The sequence below is a fragment of the Microvirga subterranea genome, assembly GCF_003350535.1.
GTDB lineage: Bacteria > Pseudomonadota > Alphaproteobacteria > Rhizobiales > Beijerinckiaceae > Microvirga > Microvirga subterranea.
This window is the reverse complement of sequence record NZ_QQBB01000010.1, coordinates 89,410-114,368: the sequence shown is the minus strand read 5'-3', so window position 1 is coordinate 114,368 and position 24,959 is coordinate 89,410. Positions and strand designations below refer to the sequence as shown.

Here is a 24,959-nt window from a genome sequence, read left to right as displayed (position 1 = left end):
AGGAACGCGGTGACGAGCATGGCCCAGGCGAAGAGCGGCATCTTGTGCAGCGTCATGCCCGGAGCGCGCATGTTCAGGATCGTGGTGATGAAGTTGATCGCGCCGAGGATCGAGGCCGCACCGGCAAGGTGGAGGGCCAGGATGCCGAAGTCGAGCGCCGGGCCGGGATGGCCTGCGGTCGAGAGCGGCGGATAGACGGTCCAGCCGCCGCCGAAGCCGGTCGAGCCCGGAGCGCCTTCGACGAAGAGCGAGCAGAGCATCAGGCAGAAGGCCGCGACGGTGAGCCAGTACGAGATGTTGTTCATCCGCGGGAAGGCCATGTCGGGCGCGCCGATCATCAGCGGCACGAACCAGTTGCCGAAGCCGCCGATCAGCGTGGGCATCACCATGAAGAACACCATGATGAGGCCGTGGCCGGTCACGAAGACGTTGAACGCCTGCGGGTTGGAGAAGAACTGGAGTCCGGGCTCCTGGAGCTCCAGACGCATGCCGATCGAGAGCAGGCCGCCCACGATGCCGGCCGTGAAGCCGAAGATGAGGTAGAGCGTGCCGATGTCCTTGTGGTTCGTCGAGTAGAACCACCGGCGCCAGAAGGTCGGAACGTGATCGTGGTGATCCGCGTGAGCGGAATCAGCTGCATGTGCCATGATGAGACCTCTGTGGTCCTTTGATCCAGATTACTGAGCGGTGGCGAGCTTGACCGGGGCCGGGCTCTCGGTGGCGGCGAACTTCTGCTTCGCCTCCGCCAGCCAGGCCGCGTATTGCTGCTCGCTCACGACGCGGATTTCGATCGGCATGTAGGGGTGGCCGTTGCCGCAGAGCTCCGAGCACTGGCCGTAGTACACGCCTTCCTTCTCGGCGCGGAACCAGGTCTCGTTCAGGCGGCCCGGAATGGCGTCCACCTTGATGCCGAAGGACGGCATCGCGAAGGCGTGGATCACGTCCGCGGACGTCACCTGGACCTTCACGGTCTTGCCCACGGGAACCACCAGCGCGTTGTCGGCGCCGAGGAGGCGCGGCTGGTCGGGCTTCCGGTCCTTCTCCTCGGTGATCATGTTCGAGTCGAACTTGAAGCCGCCGCCCTGGTCGGCCGGGTACTCGTAGCCCCAGTACCAGGAATAACCCGTGGCCTTCACGACCACGTCGGCCGGCGGCGTGATGAGCTGCTGGCGCAGGAGGCGGAAGGACGGGATCGCGATGGCGACCAGGATCAGAACCGGGACGATGGTCCAGGCGACCTCGAGGAGGGTGTTGTGTGTCGTGCGCGAGGGAACCGGGTTCGCCCGCTCGTTGAAGCGCATGACGATGGCCACGATGAGCGCGAGCACGAAGACGCAGATCGCCGTGATCAGCCAGACGAGGTAGGTGTGGAAGTCGGAGACGTTCTGTCCGAGCTCGGTCACCATTCCCTGCATGCCCGTCTCCCACGGGCTCGGCTGGCCAGTGCCGGCCGATGCCGCACTTATGCCCAATACAAGTGCGACCGCTGCCGTCGAGAGGGCGGTCACCGATCGAAGTCCTAAGGTCTCGATCCGCATCGGTGTTCCAAAGCTCCTAGATTAGATGGCCGCTGGCCACGAAAGCATCGGGGAGGGCGCGGGCGCGCAAAATGGGGTGCCCAGCCTGCGCCATCACCTTTTGATCTGCGTCTATGACCACAGGACGCGCTCAAGCGCAACGGGCCAAGCGACGCAATTTGTGCGTCATAACCGCCAAAGAGCCCTTTCCGGGGCCCGACCGGACCCTCTCGCTTGACAGCCCGGCCCCTGCCATGGTCCCAACGGGCCAAAGATGGTGAATGGTCCGTTCCAGGTTCTGTTGGTCGGGCCCAAGGACGGAGAGGCCTGATGAGCGTGTCACGATGGGTGAGCTGTGGAGCGGCCGCATTGTTCGGTCTGCTGACGGTGTCCATGGCCGGCGGCGCCCATGCTCAAGGCATGGTCAAGAACACCTACGGCGACTGGCAGATGCGCTGCGAGACCCCGGCCGGGGCGACGGCGGAGCAATGCGCCCTGGTCCAGAACGTGGTGGCGGAGGATCGCCCCAACATCACGCTGGTGATTATCGTGTTGAAAACCGCGGACGGGAAGAGCCGCCTCCTTCGTGTGGTGGCGCCTTTGGGTATTCTCCTGCCGTCCGGCCTCGGCCTCAAGATCGACGAGACGGATATCGGCCGCGCGGGGTTCGTGCGCTGCCTCGCCACGGGCTGCGTCGCCGAGGTCGTCATGGACGACAACCTGGTCAACCAGATGAAGTCCGGCCAGACCGGCACCTTCATCGTGTTCCAGACCCCCGAGGAAGGCATCGGCATTCCGGTGTCACTCAACGGGTTCGGGACCGGCTACGACGCACTGCCGTAACGGCAGGCGATAAGAACGACAGGGGGATCTGATGAGCGGTGAACTTCGCAGGAACGCCCGACGGACGTTCGCGCTTCTGGGGCTTACGGTCCTGGCCGGCTGCGGCGCGCCCGGCGAGGGCGGCTCGACCGTCGGCAACATGCTGGCCTTCGCGGGCCCCACCGTTCCGCCGCCCGTGAAGCAGCAGGTCGAGGACGTCTACTGCCCGCAGGTGGAGATCGCCGACGGCGGCTCCACCATGCGCTCCTATGCGGGCGGCCGCGTTGGCGATGCCGCCGGGCTGCGGAGCCAGGTCTCGATTTCGGATCTCGCCCGGGAATGCGTCGGCCAGCCCGACGGGACCGTTCTCGTGAAGGTCGGCGTCGAAGGCCGCGCTCTGCTCGGTGCGGGCGGCGGCGGGGGACGCTTCGACGTGCCCGTCAAGATCGTGGTGAAGCGTGGCGACAAGGTCATCGCCAACCGGCTGCGCCGCACGGCGGTGTCGATCCCGGCCGGCCAGGCCGGGGCGAACTTCGCCGTCGTGGAGGAGGGGATCGTGGTCCCGGCCGCCGATGCCAGCACCTTCGACATCGAGGTCGCGCTCGCGGGCCGCTGAGCGGCCCGCGTATCCGAGACCAGGCTTAAGCCAGCGGGGCGGTCACGCCCGCCCGCTGCGTGAGGTTGATGGCGAGCACCTTGTCGATCCGGCGCCCGTCGAGATCCACCACCTCGAAGCGCCAGCCGAGCGCGTCCACGTGCTCGCCGGTTTCGGGCAGGTGCTGGATCTCGCTGATCACGAGGCCGCCGACCGTATGATAGCTGCGGCTCTCGGGCAGATGGACGCCGAGGAGCTCGGCCATTTCGTCCACCGGCATGGAGCCAGCGAGCAGCCATGATCCGTCGTCCCGACGGACGGCATCCGGATCGGGCGCCTCGCCGTCGGACCGGAACGCGCCGACGATCGCCTCCAGGGCGTCCGCCGGAGTCACGATGCCTTCGAAATGGCCATATTCGTCATGGACGAGGGCCATCGGCACGGCCGAGTCGCGCAGGACCGCGAGAGCGTCCAGGGCGTAGAGTGTGTCGGGGATCACGGGCGCCTGCTCGAGATGGGCGCGCACGTCCATCGGCTGGCCCGACAGCAGCGAGGCCAGGAGGCCCCGGGACTGCACCACGCCGATCACGTTGTCCGACGAGCCCTCCGTCACCGGCAGGCGCGAGTGGGGCGTCTCGATGAGGAGCGCGCGGGTGGTGTCCTCGTCGTCCTGGAGGTCGATCCAGTCCACGTCGGTGCGCGGCGTCATGAGGCCCCGGACGGTCCTGTCGCCGAGGCGCAGCACGCCCGAGATCATGCGGCGCTCCTCTTCCTCGATCACGCCCGCGCTCTCGGCCTCGCCGACGAGCATCTTGATCTCTTCTTCCGTCACTGTGTTGTCGCCGTCCGAAGGGCTGCCGAACAGCCCGAAGATGAGGCGGGTCGAGGCGTTCAGGAGCCAGACGGCGGGCGCGGCGATCTTGGACAGCACCAGCATGAAGGGCGCCACCGCGCAGGCGATGCCCTCCGGATGGCGCAGGGCGAGCTGCTTGGGCACGAGCTCGCCGATCACGATGGACAGGTAGGTGATCAGGCCGATCACGATGCCGTAGCCCAGGGGATTGGCCGCCCCTTGGGGAACGCCCTGGTCCAGGAGGATCTCGGTCAGCCGGCTGCCGAGGGCGGCGCCCGAGAAGGCGCCGGCCAGGATGCCCACCAGGGTGATGCCGATCTGCACCGTTGAAAGGAAGCGGCCGGAATCCTCCATGAGACTCAGGGCCGTGTTGGCGCCGTTGCGCCCCTGCTCGGCCATGGCCTTGAGGCGCGGGCGGCGGGCGGACACGATGGCCAGTTCGGAAAGCGCGAAGACGCCGTTCAGGGCGATGAGAAAAAAGGCGATAGCCAGTTCGAGCAACGATGTCAGGAGCTGCCGACCCGGTCAGGCCGCCTGTCTCCCCTTCTGTGAAAGCGAGCGGCTAAAATGGGGCGGATCGACGGTGCCGTCAATTCGTGCATGAAGACTCCGCGTGCCGGCGCCTGATTTGTTGACAGGATCGCGATTCCTCTTCAGAGGTGGGGCAGCCGCTGATCCCCGCGGAAGAGACCGGGCTACCCACGCCCGGCGCCGAAGGCGCAACCGCCCCGGAAACGCTCAGGCCAAAGGACCGCGCGGGAGCTGGCACTCTGGAAAGCGGCGACGTTTCGCAACGTCGCCCACCGACGGGCGTAACCTTTGGGCAACCAAGGGGAAATCTCTCAGGTCTCGGGACAGAGGGGGCGCAAGCAGCGGGCCAGGAGGCCCGTTGAAAACGCGCCTTTTGAGGGAAGATCCCATGGCCGAGCCAGTCCGCGCCGACGAGCCGCTCCTGAAAACCCCGCTCCATGCCGAGCATGTGGCCCTCGGGGCCCGCATGGTGCCCTTCGCGGGCTACGACATGCCGGTCCAGTACCCCACCGGCATCCTGACCGAGCACAACTGGACCCGCGAGCATGCGGGGCTGTTCGACGTCTCGCATATGGGCCAGGCCTTCCTGATCGCCGATGACAAGAGCCACGAGACCGTGGCGCGGGCCCTCGAGGCCCTGATCCCGGCCGACGTGCTCAACCTCAAGCCCAACCAGCAGCGCTATTCGCAGTTGCTGGCCGACGACGGCGGCATCCTCGACGACCTCATGGTCACCCGGGTGGGCGCCCCCGGCCACGAGGGCTGGCTCTATCTCGTGGTCAACGCCTCCATGAAGGAGCAGGACTACGCCCATATCGAGGCCCGCCTGCCGGCGGGCGTCACGCTCAAGCGCAAGGACGATCTCGGCCTCATGGCGCTCCAGGGTCCCTCGGCCGCCGCGGTGCTGGCCAGGAAGGCCCCGGCGGTCGCCGACCTCGCCTTCATGATGTCGGCCGACGTGCAGATCGACGGCATCTGGTGCCACGTCTCCCGCTCCGGCTACACGGGCGAGGACGGGTTCGAGATCTCCTGCCAGGGTGGCGACGCCCCGACCCTGTGGACGGCGCTTCTCACCGATCCGGAGGTGAAGCCCATCGGCCTCGGCGCCCGTGATTCCCTGCGGCTCGAAGCGGGCCTGTGCCTCTACGGCCACGACATCGACACCACCACCTCGCCGATCGAGGCCGGCCTGATCTGGTCGATCCAGAAGCGCCGCCGCGAGGAGGGGGGCTTCCCGGGCGCGGACCGCGTCCAGCGCGAGATCAAGGAAGGTCCGGCCCGCGTCCGCGTCGGGCTGAAACCCGAAGGCAGGGCTCCGGCCCGCGAGGGCGCCGTCATCGCCACGCCCGACGGGCGCGAGGTCGGCATCGTCACCTCGGGTGGCTTCGGCCCCACCGTCAACGGACCCGTGGCCATGGGCTACGTCTCGAAGGACGTCGCGGCCACCGGCACCGATCTCCATCTCATCGTCCGCGGCAAGCCGATTCCGGCCAAGGTCGCGGCCATGCCGTTCGCACCACACCGCTACAAGCGCTGACAACCAGAGGGCACGATCATGACCACCCGCTACACCAAGGACCACGAATACATCCGCATCGAGGGCGACGCCGGCATCGTCGGCATCACCGACTATGCGCAGTCCCAGCTCGGCGACGTCGTCTTCGTGGAGCTGCCGAGCATCGGCAAGACGGTCAAGAAGGGCGACGAGGCGGCCGTCGTGGAAAGCGTGAAGGCGGCGAGCGAGATCTACGCGCCGGTCTCCGGCGAGGTGGTGGAGGTCAACAGCGACCTCGAGGCCTCTCCCGGCACCGTCAACGAGGACCCGGCCGGCCGCGGCTGGTTCATGAAGATCCGCCTCGCCGACCAGGGCGAGCTCGACGGTCTCCTGACCGAGGAGCAGTACCAGGACTTCGTGAAGTCCCTCTGATCGGGAACTGGGCGATGGCACACGAATATCGGGCGACGGTCAGCTGGACGCGCAACGGAGAGACCTTCTCCGACAACCGCTACAGCCGCGGCCATCTCTGGTCCTTCGACGGCGGCGTCCAGGTGCCGGCGTCGTCGTCACCCTCCGTCGTGCCCTTGCCCCTCTCGCGCGAGGACGCGGTCGATCCGGAGGAGGCCTTCGTGGCGGCGGTGTCGAGCTGCCACATGCTCACCTTCCTGTCGATCGCGGCCAAGAAGAGGTTCGTGGTCGATGCTTACGAAGACCGCGCCGTCGGCGTCATGACCAAGAACCCCAAGGGCAAGCTCTTCGTGTCCAAGGTCACCCTTGATCCGACAATCGAATTCTCCGGCGAGAAGCGGCCCACCCCCGAACAGATCGCCGACATGCACCATCTGGCTCACCAGGAATGCTTCATCGCGAATTCCGTCCTGACGGAAGTCGAGGTGGCGGGCATCCCGTCGCATTAGTCCCAAGGCATTAAACCGATGCGTTATCTTCCTCTCTCGGACACCGATCGCGGCGAAATGCTCGCCCGCATCGGCGTCAAGTCGGTCGACGATCTCTTCGCCGACATCCCCAAGCAGATGCTCCTCAAGGAGCCGGTCGACCTTCCCCGCCGCAAGGGCGAGCTGGAGGTCGAGCGCATTCTGTCCCGCATGGCCGCCAGGAACGTCTCCGCCTCGTCGGTGCCGTTCTTCGTCGGCGCGGGCGCCTACAAGCACCACGTGCCCGCGACGGTGGATCACCTGATCCAGCGCTCCGAGTTCCTGACGAGCTATACGCCGTACCAGCCGGAGATCGCGCAGGGCACGCTGCAGTACCTGTTCGAGTTCCAGACCCAGGTGGCGGCGCTCACCGGCATGGATGTGGCGAACGCCTCCATGTACGACGGCTCCACCGGCACGGGCGAGGCGGTGCTCATGGCGCACCGCGTCACCAAGCGCCGCAAGGCCGTGCTCTCCGGCGGCCTGCATCCGCACTACGCCGAGGTGGTTCGCACGCTCTCCGACATGGCAAGCGACGAGGTCGTCACCATGAAGCCCGACGTGGCGGGCACCGAGGACATTCTCGCGCAGATCGACGACAGCGTATCCTGCGTCGTCGTGCAGACGCCGGACGTGTTCGGCAACGTGCGCGACCTGAAGGCCATCGCCGACAAGGCGCACCAGCACGGCGCGCTGCTCATCGCGGTGTTCACGGAGGCCGTGTCGCTGGGCCTGCTCCAGTCCCCTGGCAGCATGGGCGCCGACATCGTGGTGGGCGAGGGCCAGTCTATAGGCAATGCGCTGAACTTCGGCGGCCCCTATGTGGGGCTTTTCGCTACCAAGTCGAAGTACATCCGCCAGATGCCGGGACGCCTCTGCGGCGAGACGGTGGATGCGGACGGCAACCGCGGCTTCGTGCTCACGCTCTCGACCCGCGAGCAGCACATCCGCCGCGATAAGGCGACCTCGAACATCTGCACCAATTCGGGGCTGTGCTGCCTCGCCTTCACGATCCATATGACCCTGCTTGGCCAGGCGGGCCTGACGCGGCTTGCGCGCATCAACCACGCCAATGCCGTGAAGCTCGCCGACCAGCTCAGCGGAGTGAAGGGCGTCGAGGTCCTCAACAAGACCTTCTTCAACGAGTTCACCGTGAAGCTCGCAAAGCCCGCGGCAGAGGTCGTGGAGCGGCTGGCCGAGAAGGGCGTGCTCGCGGGCGTGCCCGTGTCGCGCCTGCTGCCGAAGGCCGGCCTCGACAATCTGCTTCTCGTGGCCTCCACCGAGGTCAATACCGATGATGATCGCGCGGCCCTTGCCGCCGCCTTGAAGGAGGTTCTGTGATGTTGAACCGCCAGGGACGTCCCACCGCACCGCAGGCCCACGGCGTGGCGGATCCCGCCGCCGGCATGGGCGACGAGGCCGCGCGCCTTCAGGGCGACGCCAGCCGCGCCACCCCGGGCGCCGGCAGCCATCCGACCTTCACGGGCAACAAGGCGCTGGCCCAGATCGAGCCGCTGCTCTTCGAGATCGGCCGCTACGACGTGACCGGCGTCGACCTCGACGAACCGGAGGACTTCAAGCCGCGCCTCGGCGGGCTCGAGCGCAAGGACGAGATCGGCCTGCCGGGTCTCTCCGAGCCCGAGGCCATGCGCCACTACGTGCGCCTGTCCCAGATGAACTACGGCATCGACACGGGCCTCTTCCCGCTCGGGTCGTGCACCATGAAGCACAATGCGCGCCTCAACGAGCGCATGGCGCGCCTGCCCGGCTTCTCGGACGTGCATCCGCTCCAGCCGGTCTCGACCGTGAAGGGCGCGCTGGAGCTCATGAACGAGCTCGGCCGCTATCTCGTGACGCTCACCAACATGACCACGGTGGCGCTCTCGCCGAAGGCCGGCGCGCACGGCGAGCTCTGCGGCATGATGGCGATCAAGGCCGCCATCGAGGCGCGGGGCGAGGGCAAGACGCGCAACGTGGTGCTCGTGCCCGATTCGGCGCACGGCACCAACCCGGCGACCGCCGCGCTGATCGGCTTCGTGGTGAGGCCGGTGCCGGCCCGCGAGGACGGCTGGGTGCATGTGGAGGACGTGAAGAAGCTGCTCGGGCCGGACGTGGCCGCGATCATGCTCACGAACCCCAACACCTGCGGCCTGTTCGAGAACCAGGTGGCGGAGATCGCCAAGGCGATCCACGATGCGGGCGCCTACTTCTACTGCGACGGCGCCAACTTCAACGCCATCGTCGGCAAGGCGAAGCCCGGCGACCTCGGCGTCGACGCCATGCACATCAACCTGCACAAGACCTTCTCGACGCCGCACGGCGGCGGCGGCCCGGGCTCGGGCCCGGTGGTGCTCTCGGCGCGCCTCGCGCCCTTCGCGCCGGTGCCGTTCGTCACCATGAAGGACGGTGAACTGACGCTGGTCGAGAACGCGGCCGATGCGGATGAGTCGCCGTTCGGCCGCATGACGGCCTTCCACGGCCAGATGGGCATGTATGTGCGCGCCCTGTCCTACATGCTGTCGCACGGTTCGGACGGCATGAAGCAGGCCTCGGAGGATGCGGTGCTGAACGCCAACTACATCCGCGCCTCGCTGTCGGACCTGTTCTCGCAGCCCTTCGGCGACAAGCCCTGCATGCACGAGGTGCTGTTCGACGATACCTGGCTGAAGGACACGGGGGTCACCACGCTCGATTTCGCGAAGGCGATGATCGACGAGGGCTATCACCCGATGACCATGTACTTCCCGCTGGTCGTCCACGGCGCCATGCTGATCGAGCCGACGGAGTCCGAATCGAAGACGTCCCTCGACCTTTTCATCGCGACCCTGCGCGACCTCGCGATGTCGGCAAAGAAGGGCGACACGGCACGCTTCACCGGCGCGCCCTACCACGCTCCCCGTCGCCGCCTCGACGAAACCCGCGCGGCCCGCAACCCGATCCTCAAGTGGACGCCGCCGGCTCCGATCGCGGAAGCCGCGGAGTAATTACGTCCGACGAACTCGCGAAAAGGAAATGGCCGGGCTTGCCCGGCCATTTTTGTTCTCAACGAGCGAGGGAATTCGCAGTCCTCCCTGATGGGGAGGCGATGATCAAAGTGCCGCAACGGCCTGCGGCAGGTCGGACATCCGAGTCACAATCGTCGTCGCGCCGATCTCGCGCAATCTCTCCCCATGCTCCGGCCCGCAATGGCCGCCGCCGGTGAAGCCGATGACGCGCATGCCGGCGGCGCGGGCGGCCTGGACTCCGGCGATGGAATCCTCGATCACGATGCAGGTCGCAGGATCAGCCTCCATCCGTAACGCGGCATGGAGGAAGAGGTCGGGCGCCGGCTTGCCGTGGCGGACTTCCGATGCGCTGAAGACGTTCTCGAAAAGATCCGCGAGGCCCGTCACGCGCAGCGACAGGGCGATTCGCTGGGGCAGGGACGAGGAGGCGACGCAGCGCCGGTAGGGGAGGGCGAGGATCGCGTCACGCACGCCGTCGATGGCCTTCAGATCGGTCTCGAAGCGTGCGAAGAGCGCCCGGTTGATCCGGTCGCCGAGATCGTCCGGAAGCGTCAGGCCGCGCTCGGCCGAGATGCGGGCGATCATGTCCTTCTGGCTGACGCCGACGAAGCTGCGGGCGATCTCCTCGGCCGTGTAGGGGACGCCGAGCCCCGTGAGCACCTCGGCGTCGATCCGGCAGCTCAAGGGCTCGGAATCGACCAAAACGCCGTCGCAGTCGAAGATCAGAAGCATTGCTCACTCCTCAAACGAAAAAGGCCGCCCGGAAGGCGGCCTTTTCAGTTCCGTTTCGGTTCCGCTCACTGCAGCTTGCGGCGCACGTCGCCGAGGCTCTGGGTGACGAGCGAGGCGGCGGTCGGGCCGCTGATCTGCTCGCGCAGCACCCGCTCGGAGGCGCGGATCGCGGCATCGACCGCGGCGGCGCGGACCTCGGCGGACGCCTGGCTCTCGGCCTGGGCGATGCGAGCCTCGGCGGAAGCGGTCCGGCGGCGCACGAAGTCGGCCATCTTCTCCTGAGCCTCCTGAGCGAGGCGCTCGGCCTCCTCGCGGGCGGTGGAGACGATGTCGGCGGCCTCGCGCTCGGCGGCGGCGCGCTTGGCCTCGAACTCCTTCAGGAGCCGCTCGGCGTCCTGGCGCAGGCGCTTGGCCTCGGCGAGCTCGTCGGCGATGCGCTTGCCGCGGCTGTCGAGGGAGGTCACGAGCTTACCGGGGACGCCGTAATAGAACAGGATGCCCCAGAAGATGAGGAAGGCGACGGCGACCCAGAATTCAGCGCTGGCGAACATGCATGCCTCCTGATCTTAGAGCTTGGACTGGTCGAGGGCGGCTTCCACCGCCTTCGGGGAGGGAGCCTGGCCGGAGAGACGCTCGACGATGGCCATCGTGGTCTCCTGCGCGATCGCGCGGACATGGCTCATGGCCTCGGTCTTCTTGGCCGCGATGGTGGTCTCGGACTCGGCCAGGCGCTGGCCGAGATCGGCCTCGAGGGCCTTGCGCTTGGCGTCGGACTCGGCGGCGAGCTTCGAACGGGTCTCCTGCGCGAGGCGCTGGGCCTGGCCCTTGGCCTCGGCGAGAGCCTTCTCGTAGGCCGTGCCGGCCTCCTCGGCGCGGGTCTTCATGGCGGCGGCCTCGTCGAGGTCGCGGGCGATGGTCTCGCGGCGGGTCTCGATGATGCCGCTCAGGCGCGGCAGGACGAGGCGGGAGAGCAGGAAGTAGAGGGCCGCGAAGGTGATCGCGAGCCACAGCAGCTGGCCGCCGTAGGTTTCCGTCTCGAAGGGCGGGAAGCCGATATCTTCGTGGGCGCCGCCCGGCGCTTCCGTTGCAGCATGGGTCGTTTGAGCCTGAGCCATGGAGCCAATCCTAAAAGACGGATGAACTTGGGGGCAGTCTCGGCGAATTGTTCGTTCGCCTCGAGGTGCCGGTAAAATGTCGGTTCCGAAATCCGGGGCCCGAAGGTCCGGTCCGCGCGGGATCTCGAAACAAGGAATGACGGCGGTCGTTCCGCCGTCATGGTTCGCAGGGCGAAGCGCCAGGCACTCCGCCGTCCCGATCGACTGTTCTCAGGTTTAGGTGAAGAGCAGAACGAGAGCGACGACGAGGCAGAAGATGCCGAGACCTTCCGCGAGCGCGGCGCCGATGAAGGCGCGAGCGAACTGGCTGTCGGCCGCCGACGGGTTGCGCAGAGCGCCGGAGAGGAAGTTACCGAAGATGTTGCCGACGCCCATGGCGGCGAGGCCCATGCCAATGCAGGCGAGGCCCGCGCCGAGGAACTTGAAAGCTATCGGATCCATCGTGATCTCCTTAAGGAAGCTGTGATCGGGAGGAGGGGAGTGTTGTAACTCGGCGCAGACCTAGTGGCCCGGGTGCAGCGCGTCGTTCAGGTAGATGCAGGTCAAGACCGTGAAGACATAGGCCTGCAGTGCGGCGACGAGGAACTCGAGCGCCATGAGAGCAACCGCCATGAGAAGCGGCAGCGGAGCCAGGATCGTCAGGGCGCCGCCGGCAGCCAGGAGGCTGACCACGAAGCCTGCGAAGACCTTGAGCGCGATGTGTCCCGCCAGCATGTTGGCGAAGAGACGCAGCGACAGCGAAATCGGGCGCGACAGGAACGAGATGATCTCGATCACCACGATGAAGGGCAGAAGCCATCCGGGAACGCCCGACGGCACGAAGAGCCCGAGGAAGTGGGTGCCGTGCTTGAGGAAGCCGTAGATCACCACGGTGCCGATCACGAGCATCGCAAGCGCGAAGGTGACGATGATGTGGCTGGTGACCGTGAAGAAGCCTGGGATCATGCCCAGGAGGTTCGCGGTCAGCACGAACATGAACAGCGAGAACACGAGGGGGAAGAACTTCATCCCCTCCTTGCCGGTCGCGTCCGTCAACGTGTTGGCGACGAAATCGTGGAGTCCTTCCGCGACCGACTGGGCGCGGCCCGGCACCATGGCGCGCTTGCGGGTCGCGTAGAGCAGGCCGCCCACGATGAGGGCGGTCGCGCCGACCATGAACAGCGACGAATTGGTGAAGTTGAGGACAGGTATGATGGGCTTGATCTGGAATTGCTCAATCGGGCTCGCCATGATCCGCTCTTAAATCCCTGTTGCCTGTCGCCGTACGGCTGTCGAAGTGAATGGGATCATCGCTTGTCGTCATACCGGGCGCTTTTCAGCGCGCCGGACGCTCGCATCAGATTGAGCATTCCGGCGCAGAAGCCGAGGATGAGACAGATGATCAGCCCCCAAGGAGAGGACCCGAACAGCCGATCGACGAGCCAACCCACGATTCCGCCGGCGGCCACTCCGGAAACGAACTCCGCCGAAAGCCTAAAGGCTTGGCCGAGGGCGCTCGAATCCGATGTCGGACGGGCGGGCGGTTCTGCGATCTGTCGTTGCGCGGATGCCTTGTCGATCCGTGCATCGAGAGATTTCAGTCTCGCCGAAAGGTCGGCATCGTCGGAGCTGGTCGGTTCCCGACCGTTTCCATTGCCCTGCTTGGTGGGATCCGCCATGCGCGTTTCTCCTTCTCAGCAGTGCGGGAAAAGGTCCTGGGAGCCCGGCCCCGAAAGCCGCGCGCAACATATGAGGGAGGGTCCCTACTGTCAAGGACCGTCAGAAAACATTCAAGTCTTTGAAATGTAACGATAATTCGGCGATTTGCGCGGGCCTCGCGTGAAAGCGTCCACGATTTTGAGGCGGAACGAAGACGCGGCTGAAACCCTTAGACCGTCTCAAGAATGCGCTCGGCGCTCTGCAGGTCGACCGAGACGAGCTGGGACACGCCCCGTTCGGCCATGGTGACGCCGAAGAGTCGGTCCATGCGCGCCATGGTGATCGGGTTGTGGGTGATCACCACGAAGCGGGTCTCGGTCTGGCGCGCCATCTCCTCCAGAAGGTCGCAGTAGCGCTCCACGTTGGCGTCGTCGAGCGGCGCGTCGACCTCGTCGAGCACGCAGATCGGCGAGGGATTCGTGAGGAACACGGCGAAGATCAGCGCCGTCGCCGTCAGGGCCTGCTCGCCGCCCGACAGGAGGGTCATGGTCTGGGGCTTCTTGCCAGGCGGGCGCGCCAGGATGTCGAGCCCCGCCTCGAGGGGATCGTCCGAATCGACGAGGGTCAGCTCGGCCGTTCCGCCGCCGAACAGGGTGGTGAAGAGGCGCTTGAAATGGGCGTTCACCACGTCGAAGGCGGAGAGCAGGCGCTCGCGGCCCTCGCGGTTGAGGCTGCCGATGGCCTGGCGCAGGCGCTTGATGGCCTCCACCAGGTCGTCCCGTTCGGCGGCCAGGCTGTTGAACTTGCCTTCGAGCTCGCCCAGCTCCTCGTCGGCGCGCAGGTTCACAGCGCCCAGCCGCTCCCGGTCGTTCTTGAGCGAATGGAGCTTGGCCTCGATCTCCGCCTGCGAGGGCAGCTCGACTCCCTCCTTGAGGCCGGCCATCTCGATCAGGCCGGCCGGCGTAGTCTCGAGGTTCTCGGCGATGTTGCGGGTGATCTCGGCGAGGCGCTGGACCGCCGCCTCGTGGCGGGCCTGGGATCCTGCCCGCGACTCGCGGGCACCCGAGAGGGCTTCGAGGGCCGCGCGGGCGGCGCGGTCGGTCTCGGCCAGGTGGGTTTCCGCGTCGGCCAGCCGGTCGGCGGCCTCCTTGCGCTTGGCCTCGGCCTGCTCGATCTCCGACAGAATGGAGCGGCGGCGCAGCAGGTAGGTGTCGGGGGCTTCGAGCAGCCGCTGGTGCTCGTCCTGGGCCCGCTCCAGGCGTTCGCCCAGGTCCTCGTGCGCCTTGGCGGCCCGGGCGGCGCGCTCGGTCCAGAGCCGGATGTCGGCCGCGAGCGCGTCCTGCCGACGGCGGCGCAGCTCCGCCTCGTGCATGAGCGCCTGAAGGGCGGCGCGTGCCTCGGAGGCGGCGGCGCGGAACTCGGCCACGCGGGTGCGCTCCTCCAGCAGACGGCTCTCCAGATCGGGCGCCGGCGCGAGGTCTTCGAGGTTGGCCCGTGCGGATTCCGCCCGCTCCTGGGCCTCGCTCTCGCTGGCGGAGATGCGCGCGAGCGCCTCCTGGAGGGCGGAGCGGCGCTGGCCGAGCTCGGCCTCCTTGCGCTCGGCAGCGACGAGGCGGGTCCGGGTGGCGTCGAGCGCCTGCCGGGTCTGGCGGGCGGTCTCGATGGCCTGCATCTCACGGGACGCGGCGACGCGGACGGTGTTCAGGGCCTCCTCGGCCTCGTGACGCAGGTGCTCGGCCTGCTCCCGGGCCTCGGCCGCCTCGCGTTCCAGGTCGCCGAGGCGGTTCTTCTCGGCCAGGCGGCGGGCCGCCGGGGAGGGCGCTTCCGCCGCCGTGGTGAAGCCGTCCCAGCGCCACAGGTCGCCCTCCTGGGACACCAGGCGCTGACCGGGCCTGAGCAGGTGCCGCAGGCGCAGGCCGTCTTCCTTGCTGACGACGCCGATCTGGCGCAGGCGGCGCTGGAGCGCGGCCGGGGCGGTCGAGAGGTCGGCCAGCGATCGGACGCCCTCCGGCAGGGCCGGATCGTCCCCGCCGGCACCGGTCTCGGCCCAATGGGCCGGGGCAGAGGGGTTGGTGGAGGCCTCGAGGTCGTCGCCAAGGGCCGCGCCGAGGGCGGTCTCGTAGCCCTTCCGGACCGTGATCTGGTCGACGGCCGGAGGCCAGAGGTCGCCGGTCGCGGAGGTGACCAGCTTGGCGAGGGTCCGGACCTCGGTCTCGAGCCGCTGGGCCTGGCGCTCGGCTTCATTGAGGGGCTGGCGGAGCCGGTTCTCGGCCTCGCGGGCGGCCGCGACCGACTCGCGGGCTTCCATGACGGCTTCTTCGGCGGCTTGCGCGGCCTCCTCGGCCATGGCGGCCTCTTCGCGCAGGTCGTCGATCGGCGGCGAATCGTCGGTCGAGGCGGACAGGGTCTCGATGTCGCGCTCGATGCGCTCCCGCTCGGCCGCGAAGCGCGCGGCGCGTTCCATCTCCTCGCGCACGGCCCGCTCCAGGGCAGCGCGGCGGGCATTGAGGTCGGAGGTCTGGGCCTGGAGGGCGCTTAAAGAAGCCTCGGCCTCGGCCAGCTCCGCCTCCACGTTCGTCAGGCGCTCCTGGGCCTCGGCGCGAGTGTCGTCCGCCCCGTCGGTGGTCAGGGCGATCTCGGCCTGCTCCTGCCTGAGGCGCTCGATCGTCGCTTCGGCGTCGGTGCGCTGCACCGCCTCGCGGGCGATATCCCGGTTCAGGTCGCCGATATGGCGCTCCAGCTCGCTCACCCGGTCCTTGGAGCGGCGCTCCTCCGATTCGAGCTCGCTGCGGGCATGGGTGAGGCGCTGCAGGGCGGCCGCGGCGGCGGCTTCCTCCTGGCGCAGGCCGGGGAGCGCATGGGCGGCGACCGCCTGGGCCGTGGCGGCCCGGGTCTGCTCCTCGGTCAGGTCCGCGACCGCCTTGAGGTTGTCGGCCACCTGCTTCTCGGCGGCGGCCGCCTGCTCGCGGGCATCTGCGAAGGCGAGCGCGTACATGAGCGCTTCGAGGCGGCGGATCTCGGACGACAGGTTCTTGTAGCGGGAGGCCTGGCGGCCCTGGCGCTTGAGGCTCTCGATCTGGCTTTCGAGCTCGCGCAGCACGTCCTCGACGCGGACCAGGTTGTCCTCGGCGGCCTTCAGGCGCAGCTCGGCCTCGTGGCGGCGGGCATGGAGGCCGGCGATGCCGGCGGCGTCCTCCAGGATGCGGCGGCGGGCCTGGGGCTTGGCCGAGATGATCTCGCTGATCTGGCCCTGGCGCACCAGGGCCGGGGAGCGGGCGCCGGTCGCGGCATCCGCGAAGAGGAGCTGCACGTCGCGGGCGCGGACTTCCTTGCCGTTGACCCGGTAGGTCGAGCCTTCCTCGCGCTCGATCTTGCGCGAGACCTCCAGGGTGTCGGAGTCGTTGAAGGCGGCGGGCGCCGTGCGCTCGCCGTTGTCGATGGTCAGCAGGACCTCGGCCGAGTTGCGCGCCGGGCGGTTGCCCGAACCGGAGAAGATGACGTCGTCCATCCCGGTGGCGCGCATGTTCTTGTGCGAGTTCTCGCCCATGACCCAGCGCAGGGCCTCGACGAGGTTGGACTTGCCGCAGCCGTTCGGCCCGACCACGCCGGTCAGGCCCGGCTCGATCAGGAAGTCCATGGGCTCGACGAAGGTCTTGAACCCGGCGATGCGAAGGCGCGTCAGCTTCATCGACGCGCCTTTCCGTCCCGCCCCGCCGGGGCGGGGCAGGGGAGCTTATTCTCCCAGCAGAGGCTTGATGATCTTCTCAAGCTCATCGATCGACATGTTTCCGGGGTGGCGTTGGCCATTGATGAAGAAGGTCGGGGTCGAGTCCACGCGGAACTGCTCCATACCCCGGTTCTTCACCGCATTCACAGCGTCATAAAGTTTCTGGTCCTTCAAGCAAGCATCAAATTTCTCCTGTGAGAAACCTGCCTGGCGCATCATGGTCCGGAGGGCGTCCAGGGGCTTGTCGGTGAAGGCCCAGTTCCGCTGCTGGTCGAAGAGCAGGTCGGTGATGGGGTAATATTTGCTCTCGCCGTCGCAGCGGGCGAGCATAAAGCCGGCCGTGGCCAGGGGGTCGAGCGGGAACTCGCGCAGGACGAAGCGAACCTTGCCCGTGTCGATGTAGCGCTTCTTCAGCTCGGGCCAGGTCTCCTTGTGGAAGGCGGCGCAGTGGGAGCAGGTTAGCGAGGCGTATTCGATGATCGTCACCTTGGCGTCCTTCGGACCCAGGGCCACGTCCCCGAGGGGACCTTCCGTGGCGAGGTCCGCCGGGGCGACGTTCTGAGCGAGGGCCGGGAAACTCGTGGCGATCAGGGCCGTGGCGGCCGCGGTGCCGAGAAGCTGAAGCGTTTGACGCCGGGTGATCATCTGAAGAAGGCTCCGTAAGGATACGTCGTTCTGCGGTAGAATGACTTGGGATATGTGGCAAGCGAGAGATCCGTCACGCTTTCGTGCGCGAGCCGACCACCGCCTGCCCGAGGCGGTCGAGGGCGGCCTTGAGGGCATCCTCCTCGATCGGCGCCAGGAGACCGTCGAGGCGCCGGCGCTCCTCGGGCCCAAGAACCGGAGGCGCCGGCTTCTTCTTCTCGAGTCGCCGGACGGGCCCCTGCTTGAGCACCAGCTTCCCGATGCAGCGCCAGCCGTAATAGGCGTTCACCCGCTCGATCACCACCGGGGCCATGTGCTGCATCTCGAGCGCGAAGGCGCCCTCGACCCGGATCACGAGGGTCGCCGGGTCGGCGCGCGCCTCCGGGTCGGCATGGGGGCTCTTGCGCTTCCACTCGATCTTCAGGGGCTGGGTGAAGGCGGCGAGACGGTCGCCCACGATCTCGCGCCAGGCCATGATGATGTCCGACGTGGCGAAGCCCTGCGCCGCCAGGCTCGGACTGAGACAGACGTCGAGAAATTCGGCAAGGGGCCGGGGCCGGTGTCTCGGCTGTCGCATGGTGTTGGTCCAAAAGCCACGTTGGAATATTGAAGCGGGCTCGTTATTCCACGTCACATGTTAACGCCCGCCTTGCGCGCCACCAAGCCTCGCTCCGACGATCTCCTCGCCTGGTACGACCGGCACCGGCGCGACCTGCCGTGGCGCGCCAGGCCCGGCGAGACCGCGGATCCTTACCGCGTCTGGCTTTCCGAGATCATGCTGCAGCAGACGACCGTGGGGGCGGTCAAACCCTTCTACGAGCGGTTCCTGGAGCGTTTCCCGACGGTCGAATCACTGGCCGAAGCCCCGGCCGACGCGGTGATGCAGGCCTGGGCGGGCCTCGGCTACTATTCCCGCGCCCGCAACCTGCATGCCTGCGCGAAGGCGGTTGTGGAAAACCATGACGGACGCTTCCCCGGAACGGAGGCCGAGCTCCTCAAGCTCCCGGGCATCGGCGCCTACACGGCGGCCGCGGTCGCAGCGATCGCCTTCGACCGGAAGGCCGCCGCCGTGGACGGCAACGTGGAGCGCGTCGTGTCCCGCCTCTTCATGGTCGAGGAGCCGCTCCCCAAAGCGAAGCCCATCATCCGGGCCCTGACCGAGGAGATCGTTCCCGAGGACCGGCCGGGCGACTTTGCGCAAGCCGTCATGGATCTGGGCGCCACGATCTGCACGCCCAAGCGCCCCGCCTGCGCCATCTGCCCCTGGATGCAGCCCTGCCAGGCGCGCGCCGCCGGCCTTCAGGAGACGTTCCCGAAGAAGCAGAAGAAGGAGACGGGGCAGCTGCGCAAGGGCGCCGCCTTCGTGGTCCTGCGCGCCGATGACAGCATCCTGCTGCGCACCCGCCCGCCGCAGGGGCTCCTCGGCGGCATGGTCGAGATGCCGACCAGCGCCTGGGAGCCGGATTATGAGCCCGCCCGCGCCATGGTGGACGCGCCCATCGAGGCGCGCTGGAAGCGCCTGCCCGGCGTCGTCCGCCACGTCTTCACGCATTTTCCCTTGGAGCTGACGGTCTTCCTCGCGAAAGTCCCGAAGGACGAACCCGCCCCCGAAGACATGCGCTGGACCCCGCGCCACCAGCTCCACGAGGAGGCGCTGCCCGGCGCCATGAAGAAGGTGCTGGTCCATGCGCTGGGGGACATGCCGGCCCCCAAGGCTGCGCCCAAGGCGAAGAAGGCGAATGCCTGACCGGCTTCAGCCGCCCACCAGCGCCTTCCGGTGGCGCTTGAACAGGGTCGCGAGCGCATCCGCCACGCGCTGGACGCTTTCCCGGCTGCGGCTGCGGCGGTGGATGACGAGGAAGACGTCTTCGATCAGGTCGCCCTGCGGCCTCGTCACCTGCACGAGATCCGGGTCCGAATCGCCGAGCCAGCAGGGCAGGAAGGCGGCGCCGAGGCCGGTCCTCGCCGCCTGGTAGCGGATCGGCATGTCGCCGATGCGGGCCGAGATGGTGCGGCCCTTCGCGAACTCGGCCACATAGGCGGCCTGGCGCGAGAGGGTCGGGTCTTCCGGCGGGGCGATGACGGCCTGCGGATCGGGCGTGCGCGCATACATGGCGAAGGCGATCTGGCCGATCCTGCGCACCACGAGGTCGTCCGACCCGTCCGGGAGCGTGCGCATGCGCAGGGCGATGTCGGCCTCGCCGGCCGCGAGATCGAGCTTGCGCCGCGTCGGGATGTAGGCGGTCTCGGCGGGTTGCGCCGCCTCATGGATCTCCGCTGCGTGGAGCGACAGGAACAGGCTCACCGAGGCCGTGGCTGTGATCCGCACCGGGGCCGACGGATCCGGCCGGTAGGCGGCGGCGACCCTGGGAACGGCGTTCGCGGCCTCGGCCATGGGGGAGGCCGCCTCCAGCACGGCGCGCCCGGCCTCCGTCAGGTCGAGGCTGTTGGGGCCGCGCTGGAACAGGGAGACGCCGAGGGTCTCCTCCAGGGCCTTGACCCGACGCGCGACTGTCGGCTGGCTCAGGCCCATGGAGCGGCCGGCTCCGTTCATCGATCCATGAGCCACCACAGCCAGGAAGATCCGCAGATCGTCCCAGGACGGTTCGGCCTCCGCGGGCCAGGGTGGGTCGAGAGAAGGAGCAGCCATGAGACGATGCTAAAGCTTTTCGGGACGTTGGACATGGGGGATCGCTCGTGCTCCACAAGGCTGAGATGGCCCCGACCTTTGCGCGGGAGGGGGCAATGCGCAGCCCGGCGCAGATGTGCGAGCGCTCTTCATCCGTGGCGGTCTCGCGCCTGTTCACAGGCGGCCGATTTTGCGGCAAAAGAGCGATGCGCCGCCCTGAGCGGCGATCTGGCGAAGGACGATTCCCGTGCCTCTCATCCGTTAGCGACGCTGTCCGACACGACGATCGCCGACAGGCCGCCCGATTCCCGGGCCGCTTCGTCATGGCCTTTGTCGGCCGAGGCCTCGGCTTCGGTCGGATCAAACGGATGAACAACCATGTCCCAAATTCAGAACACCACCGGCGCCGCGATGCGCGGAACGATCCGCTCGGGCGCCTTCGAGCTCGCCTATTCGGTAGAGGGCAGCGGACCGCCCGCCATCGTGATCGGCAGCGCCGTCTATTACCCGCGCGTCTTCTCGGCGGCCTTGCGGCAATCGCTGCGGCTCGTCTTCCTCGATCATCGCGGCTTCGCGAAAGCGTCCGGCGACGTGCCCGTGGCCGACTATGCGCTCGACCTCGTGCTCGACGACATCGAACGCGCGCGCCGGCATCTCGGCCTCGGCAAGGTCGTGATCGTCGGGCATTCCGGGCACGGATACATGGCGCTGGAATATGCCAAGCGCCATCCGGACCACGTCTCGCACGTGGTGATGATCGCCACCGGGCCGAGCCACAGCCCGGCGCACATGCAGGCGCTCGAACGGCACTGGCAGGAATCCGTCTGCCCTGAGCGGAAGGAGCGGCTCGCGCGCGATCTCGCGCTGCTTCCCGCCGAGATCGAGGCCGCGCCGGAGAAGCGCTTCGTCGCCTACTGCGTCAGGATGGGCGCGCGGAGCTGGTACGACCACACCTTCGACGGGGCTCCCCTGTGGGAGGGCGTACACGTGAACATGCCGGCCTTCGACCATCTCTGGGGCGAGGTGTTTCGCGACATCGACATCGCGAAGGGACTCGACGGACTCGACGTCCCGGTCCTGCTGGCGCTCGGGCGCTCCGACTACCTCGTGGCGCCCTACGAGACCTGGGAGCCGTACCGGGAACGCTTCCGCGACCTGACGGTCCGCGTCTTCGAGAAGAGCGGTCACACGCCGCAATTCGAGGAGAGCGAGCTCTTCGATGCCGAGCTGCTGCGATGGCTCAAGGAGCGAGGATGCCCGGCCTGATGCCGATCCTCTCGTAGAACGAAAGGGCCGTTTGCGGCGGCCCTTTCCCATCCCATCCGCGGCATCGGGTCTGCCGGCCGCCGCATCATTAGGAATGGTCGCGACCGATGACGTCTCCCCGTCCCTTCATCATCACCGGCGCCATGGCGGCCGGCAAGTCGACGACGGCCGAGAGCCTCGCCCGACGGCTCGATCCCTCGGTGCACCTGCGGGGCGACGTCTTCCGCAAAATGATCGTGAACGGCGCCGCCCCGATGGGGCCGGAGCTTTCGGTCGAGGCCCTGCGTCAGCTCGCGTTGCGCAGGCGCCTCGCATGCGATGCCGCCCAGGCCTATGTCGAGGCGGGTTTCTCCGTCGTCTACCAGGATATCCTCATCGGCGACGCGCTGCAGGAGGTCGCCGAGCGGCTCCGCCATCTCTCGCCGGCCATCGTCGTGCTGGCGCCCGCGCCTGAGGTCCTCGCGGAGCGGGACGAAGCCCGCTCGAAGACGGGTTACGGCCCTCATTTCCCACCCACAATCCTGACTTCCGCCCTGAAGAACGAGACGCCCCGGCTCGGCTTATGGATCGACAACGCGGACCTGACGGTGGACGAGGTGGTCGACCGGATCCTTGCGGAGTTCGCCGGGAGCGCTCAGCCCCGCACGACCTGACCGTGCGGAGCCGTCACCGGCGCCAGCCTCTCCGGCACGAAGGGCGCCATCGGGGCGGCCGCGGCCGCACGCGCGACGGGCGATGCCGAGGCGCAATCCCACGGGAGCGTGCCGGCGGGAAGCCGCGCGCTCAGCCGGTCGAGGGCCAGCATCGCGAGGGTGATCACCACCACGCTCGTGACCGCGATGGCGGAGGCCTGCGCGGCGAGCCCCGCCTCCTCGAGGTTGTAGAGCACGACCCCGATGGTCTCGGTGCCCGCGGACCACAGCAGGGCCGAGACCGTGAGCTCGTTGAAGGCGAGCAGGAAGGCCATCAGGCCGCCGGCCGCTGCGGCGGGCAGGAGCGACGGGGCGACGATGTCCGCGATCCGGCGGAAGGTCCTGGCGCCGTCGAGGGCAGCGGCCTCCTCCTGCGCCAGCTCGACCTGCTCCATGGCGGCCATCGCAGGCTTCAGGGCGACCGGCAGGAACCGGGCCAGATAGGCGAAGACGATGATCCAGGGCGTGGCGTAGAGCGACACGCCGACGAGCGGCAGGGGCTTGAGAAAGAGCAGGATGCACGCGATGGCGAGCACCACGCCGGGCAGCACATAAGCGATTTCGAGGAGCGCCGGCACGATGGTGCGGGCCGCGCCCGCACGGCGCACGAGCGCGTAGGCGAGCGGGATCGAGAGCAGCGCCAGCGCGAGCGCCGCGCCGCCCGCATAGAAGAACGAGTTGCGGAAGGCCCGCACGGTCACGTCCTGCCGCACCAGGACTTCGACGAAGTTGTCGAGGGTCGCGGTCACAGGAGTGAGCGCCATGCCGTAGGACGGCACCAGGGACGCGGTCAAAAGCGACAGCATCGGCAGGGCAAGGGCGACCGCGAGCACGGCCCACACGCCGGTTTCGGCGAGCCGGCGGCCCGCGCCGAGACGCCAGAACGGCTCGAAGGGCCGGTCCTCCTCGAGCTGCACCGCTTCCTCGCGGGTGAGCCAGTGGCTCAGGGCCACGCAAAGTCCCGCCACCGCAGCGACGAGGAGGCCGAGCGCGGCCACGTCGCCGATGATCCCGGGCCCGAAGCTGGAGAGGCGCCGGTAGATGAGGACCGGCAGGGTGAGGTAGTTGACCGGTGCGCCGAGCAGCGCCGGAATGCCAAAATTGCCGATACCCGCCACGAAGGCCAGAAGTGCGGCGCCGATCAGGTGGGGACGCAGCAGCGGCAGCACGATGGTGCCCACGATCCGCTTCGGGCTCGAGCCGTCGATCCGCGCCGCCTCGATCACGGCGCCGGGAATCCGGCGCAGGCCGGCACTGAGGACCACGTAGACGAGCGGCGCATGGTGGAGCCCGAGCACCAGGATGATGCCCCCGCGCCCCAGCATGGGGTTGGGCGTGCCCGCCGCGGGCGCGAGGCCCAGCGCGTTCAGGAGCGGCGAGGCCGGACCCGCGAGGCTTAAGAACGCGAGCGCCACGACCTGCGGCGAAATCATCATCGACAGGACGAAGAGGAACGAGGCCGGGCGTCGCGCTCGCGCATCCGTCAGCCCGAGGACCAACGCCATGGCGCCGCCGATCAGGAGGGCGAGGAGGCTGGAGAGGAGCGCAGTCTCCAGCGTCGCGACGCTCGCGCGGATCGCGGAGCGGCTCGTGATCACGGAAAGCGCGTTGTCAGGCGAGAAGGCGCCGCCCGGGGCCAGCGCCGCGCCGATCAGGCGGGCGGCCGGCAGGATGTCGAACGCGAAGGTGAGGACGGCGAGAAGCGCGAGGAGGCCGAAGCCTCCCCGTTGGAAGAACGTTCTGTCCCGGGTGTCGCGTCTCACTGGCCGAAGATGTCCGCGAAGGCCGCCTTGTTCTTGGTCTCGTCGGCGAGCGCCTGCGCGGCGTCGAACGGCATCACCTTGATGGCATCGCGGGACGGGTAGCCGGCGGGCAGCGCGACGGCCGGATGGGCCGCGATGTAGCCCTGCTTAAGGGCGAGCTCCTGGCCCTCCTTCGAGAGCAGGAAGTCCACGAAGGCGCGGGCGGCCTCGGGATTCTTGGTGGTCTTCAGGATGGCGACAGGCTCAGTCACGGCCGAGACGCCTTCCTTCGGGAACACGAACTCGACCGGCGCGCCCTTGGCCTTCTCGCGGATCGGCATGTAGTCGACGATCACGCCGTAGAGCTTCTCGCCGCCGGCGATGCTCTTGAGCACATCGCCGTTGCCGCCGCCTGCGAGGGCGCCGTTCTCCTTGAGCGCTTCGTAATAGTCCCAGCCGCCCTCGATGTTGCCCGTGAGGGTGGCGGCGTGGATGAGCGCCGCACCGGAGCTGAGCGGGCTCGGCATGATCACCTGGCCCTTCGCCTCGGGCTTCGTGAGGTCGGCCCAGGAGGCCGGCTTGAACGAGGCCTTGGTGTTGTAGGCGATGCCGGTGGTGATCAGCTTGGTGGAGAACCAGTGCTTCTGCGGGTCGTGCGTGCCGGCTGGATACGCGGAGACGTCCGCCTTGTCGTGCGCCAGCAGGCGGTCCTCCTTCTTGAGGCCCTCCATGGTGACGCTGTCGGCGATGAGAAGAAGATCCGCCTGGGGCTGGCCGGCCTCGAACTCCGCCCGCAGCTTGGCGAGGATCTTCGGAGTTCCGTCGCGCACGAAGGTGACGTTCACGCCCGGATGCTTCGCTTTGAAGGCGTCGACAGTCTGCTGCGCGTCCGTGTTGGGCTGGCTCGTATAGAGCACGAGGTTACCGGACAATCCCTGCGCCAGCGCGAGAGCGGGCGTGAGGGCGAGAACGGCGGAAAGGATCAGGCGCTTCATGGGGCTTCGTCTCCGGGCAATG

General features: G+C 68.1%; 26 protein-coding genes and 1 riboswitch. Of the genes, 10 read left to right on the top strand and 16 right to left on the bottom strand.

Translation table 11 applies throughout. The features are described from left to right. A partial coding sequence (locus DES45_RS20995; RefSeq protein WP_210210247.1) for a cbb3-type cytochrome c oxidase subunit I occupies positions 1-647 on the bottom strand: 647 nt, incomplete at its 3' end. Positions 648-677: 30 nt separating this feature from the next. Beyond that, complete coding sequence (coxB, locus tag DES45_RS20990) at positions 678-1,538, bottom strand: cytochrome c oxidase subunit II (protein WP_114772261.1); 861 nt, start codon at positions 1,536-1,538, stop codon at positions 678-680. Between the two features lie 309 nt (positions 1,539-1,847). Here coxB and DES45_RS20985 point away from each other — a divergent pair, with 309 nt between their 5' ends. Together DES45_RS20985 and DES45_RS20980 are read left to right on the top strand one after the other, a co-directional pair. Beyond that, positions 1,848-2,360 (top strand): invasion associated locus B family protein, encoded by a 513-nt coding sequence (locus DES45_RS20985; RefSeq protein WP_114772259.1) that lies wholly within the window; start codon positions 1,848-1,850, stop codon positions 2,358-2,360. Positions 2,361-2,391: 31 nt separating this feature from the next. Further along, positions 2,392-2,955 carry a hypothetical protein gene (locus tag DES45_RS20980; RefSeq protein ID WP_114772257.1) on the top strand — a complete coding sequence of 188 codons (564 nt, stop codon included), beginning with the start codon at positions 2,392-2,394 and terminating at the stop codon, positions 2,953-2,955. A 25-nt stretch (positions 2,956-2,980) separates the two neighbouring features. On the opposite strand, the gene DES45_RS20975 is transcribed toward DES45_RS20980, so the two are convergent. Next, positions 2,981-4,288: a hemolysin family protein gene (locus DES45_RS20975; RefSeq protein WP_114772255.1), complete on the bottom strand. Its 1,308-nt coding sequence runs from the start codon at positions 4,286-4,288 to the stop codon at positions 2,981-2,983. Positions 4,289-4,458: 170 nt separating this feature from the next. After that, a riboswitch (glycine riboswitch) is annotated at positions 4,459-4,551 on the top strand. A 155-nt stretch (positions 4,552-4,706) separates the two neighbouring features. Here DES45_RS20975 and gcvT point away from each other — a divergent pair. The 5 genes from gcvT to gcvPB are packed head-to-tail and all read left to right on the top strand — an operon-like array spanning position 4,707 to position 9,735. After that, entirely contained in the window at positions 4,707-5,855 is a 1,149-nt protein-coding gene (gcvT, locus tag DES45_RS20970; protein ID WP_114772253.1) for a glycine cleavage system aminomethyltransferase GcvT, read from the top strand. 18 nt (positions 5,856-5,873) lie between these two features. Further along, positions 5,874-6,245 (top strand): glycine cleavage system protein GcvH, encoded by a 372-nt coding sequence (gene gcvH, locus DES45_RS20965; protein ID WP_114772251.1) that lies wholly within the window; start codon positions 5,874-5,876, stop codon positions 6,243-6,245. A 14-nt stretch (positions 6,246-6,259) separates the two neighbouring features. Next, the gene (locus DES45_RS20960) at positions 6,260-6,733 is read left to right on the top strand and encodes an OsmC family protein (protein ID WP_114772249.1); all 474 of its coding nucleotides are present in this window, start codon (positions 6,260-6,262) and stop codon (positions 6,731-6,733) included. A gap of 18 nt (positions 6,734-6,751) precedes the next feature. Then, positions 6,752-8,092, top strand: a complete 1,341-nt coding sequence (gene gcvPA, locus DES45_RS20955) for an aminomethyl-transferring glycine dehydrogenase subunit GcvPA (protein WP_114772247.1) — start codon at positions 6,752-6,754, stop codon at positions 8,090-8,092. Next, complete coding sequence (gene gcvPB / locus DES45_RS20950) at positions 8,092-9,735, top strand: aminomethyl-transferring glycine dehydrogenase subunit GcvPB (RefSeq protein WP_425374300.1); 1,644 nt, start codon at positions 8,092-8,094, stop codon at positions 9,733-9,735. Before gcvPA ends, gcvPB begins: the two co-directional genes overlap by 1 nt. 105 nt (positions 9,736-9,840) lie before the next feature. Here the strand turns inward: gcvPB and DES45_RS20945 are convergent, their stop codons facing one another. The 9 genes from DES45_RS20945 to DES45_RS20905 all read right to left on the bottom strand — a co-directional run bounded on the left by DES45_RS20945 (position 9,841) and on the right by DES45_RS20905 (position 18,190). Then, positions 9,841-10,488 carry an HAD family hydrolase gene (locus DES45_RS20945; RefSeq protein WP_114772245.1) on the bottom strand — a complete coding sequence of 216 codons (648 nt, stop codon included), beginning with the start codon at positions 10,486-10,488 and terminating at the stop codon, positions 9,841-9,843. A gap of 65 nt (positions 10,489-10,553) precedes the next feature. Continuing rightward, positions 10,554-11,039: a F0F1 ATP synthase subunit B family protein gene (locus DES45_RS20940; protein ID WP_114772243.1), complete on the bottom strand. Its 486-nt coding sequence runs from the start codon at positions 11,037-11,039 to the stop codon at positions 10,554-10,556. Between the two features lie 15 nt (positions 11,040-11,054). Beyond that, on the bottom strand, positions 11,055-11,603 hold the full coding sequence (locus DES45_RS20935; RefSeq protein WP_114772241.1) for a F0F1 ATP synthase subunit B family protein: 549 nt from the start codon (positions 11,601-11,603) through the stop codon (positions 11,055-11,057). Positions 11,604-11,819: 216 nt separating this feature from the next. Further along, the gene (locus DES45_RS20930; RefSeq protein ID WP_036357820.1) at positions 11,820-12,044 is read right to left on the bottom strand and encodes a F0F1 ATP synthase subunit C; all 225 of its coding nucleotides are present in this window, start codon (positions 12,042-12,044) and stop codon (positions 11,820-11,822) included. A 60-nt stretch (positions 12,045-12,104) separates the two neighbouring features. Beyond that, complete coding sequence (locus DES45_RS20925; protein WP_114772239.1) at positions 12,105-12,833, bottom strand: F0F1 ATP synthase subunit A; 729 nt, start codon at positions 12,831-12,833, stop codon at positions 12,105-12,107. Between the two features lie 56 nt (positions 12,834-12,889). Further along, complete coding sequence (locus DES45_RS20920) at positions 12,890-13,261, bottom strand: AtpZ/AtpI family protein (RefSeq protein WP_114772237.1); 372 nt, start codon at positions 13,259-13,261, stop codon at positions 12,890-12,892. A gap of 209 nt (positions 13,262-13,470) precedes the next feature. Then, a complete protein-coding gene (gene smc, locus DES45_RS20915) occupies positions 13,471-16,929 on the bottom strand; it encodes a chromosome segregation protein SMC (RefSeq protein WP_114772235.1) in 3,459 nt (1,152 codons plus the stop codon). Between the two features lie 45 nt (positions 16,930-16,974). Continuing rightward, on the bottom strand, positions 16,975-17,613 hold the full coding sequence (locus DES45_RS20910) for a DsbA family protein (protein ID WP_114772233.1): 639 nt from the start codon (positions 17,611-17,613) through the stop codon (positions 16,975-16,977). 73 nt (positions 17,614-17,686) lie between these two features. Next, on the bottom strand, positions 17,687-18,190 hold the full coding sequence (locus tag DES45_RS20905) for a DUF721 domain-containing protein (RefSeq protein WP_114772231.1): 504 nt from the start codon (positions 18,188-18,190) through the stop codon (positions 17,687-17,689). 57 nt (positions 18,191-18,247) lie between these two features. Between DES45_RS20905 and mutY the strand changes: the two genes are divergently transcribed. Then, positions 18,248-19,360 (top strand): A/G-specific adenine glycosylase, encoded by a 1,113-nt coding sequence (gene mutY, locus DES45_RS20900; RefSeq protein ID WP_114772229.1) that lies wholly within the window; start codon positions 18,248-18,250, stop codon positions 19,358-19,360. 6 nt (positions 19,361-19,366) lie between these two features. On the opposite strand, the gene DES45_RS20895 is transcribed toward mutY, so the two are convergent. Beyond that, on the bottom strand, positions 19,367-20,263 hold the full coding sequence (locus DES45_RS20895) for a LysR family transcriptional regulator (RefSeq protein WP_114772227.1): 897 nt from the start codon (positions 20,261-20,263) through the stop codon (positions 19,367-19,369). Positions 20,264-20,496: 233 nt separating this feature from the next. Further along, positions 20,497-20,622, bottom strand: a complete 126-nt coding sequence (locus DES45_RS26160; RefSeq protein ID WP_281024103.1) for a hypothetical protein — start codon at positions 20,620-20,622, stop codon at positions 20,497-20,499. Between DES45_RS26160 and DES45_RS20890 the strand changes: the two genes are divergently transcribed. Together DES45_RS20890 and DES45_RS20885 are read left to right on the top strand one after the other, a co-directional pair. Beyond that, complete coding sequence (locus DES45_RS20890; RefSeq protein ID WP_114772225.1) at positions 20,621-21,508, top strand: alpha/beta hydrolase; 888 nt, start codon at positions 20,621-20,623, stop codon at positions 21,506-21,508. The genes DES45_RS26160 and DES45_RS20890 overlap by 2 nt on opposite strands. A gap of 107 nt (positions 21,509-21,615) precedes the next feature. After that, complete coding sequence (locus DES45_RS20885; protein ID WP_114772223.1) at positions 21,616-22,161, top strand: P-loop nucleotide/nucleoside kinase family protein; 546 nt, start codon at positions 21,616-21,618, stop codon at positions 22,159-22,161. Here the strand turns inward: DES45_RS20885 and DES45_RS20880 are convergent. Together DES45_RS20880 and DES45_RS20875 are read right to left on the bottom strand one after the other, a co-directional pair. Further along, positions 22,143-23,963: an ABC transporter permease gene (locus DES45_RS20880; RefSeq protein ID WP_114772222.1), complete on the bottom strand. Its 1,821-nt coding sequence runs from the start codon at positions 23,961-23,963 to the stop codon at positions 22,143-22,145. The genes DES45_RS20885 and DES45_RS20880 overlap by 19 nt on opposite strands. Beyond that, positions 23,960-24,937, bottom strand: coding sequence for an ABC transporter substrate-binding protein (locus DES45_RS20875; RefSeq protein ID WP_114772219.1), 978 nt, complete (start codon positions 24,935-24,937; stop codon positions 23,960-23,962). The genes DES45_RS20880 and DES45_RS20875 overlap by 4 nt, the downstream gene beginning before the upstream one ends. Positions 24,938-24,959 lie beyond the last annotated feature (22 nt).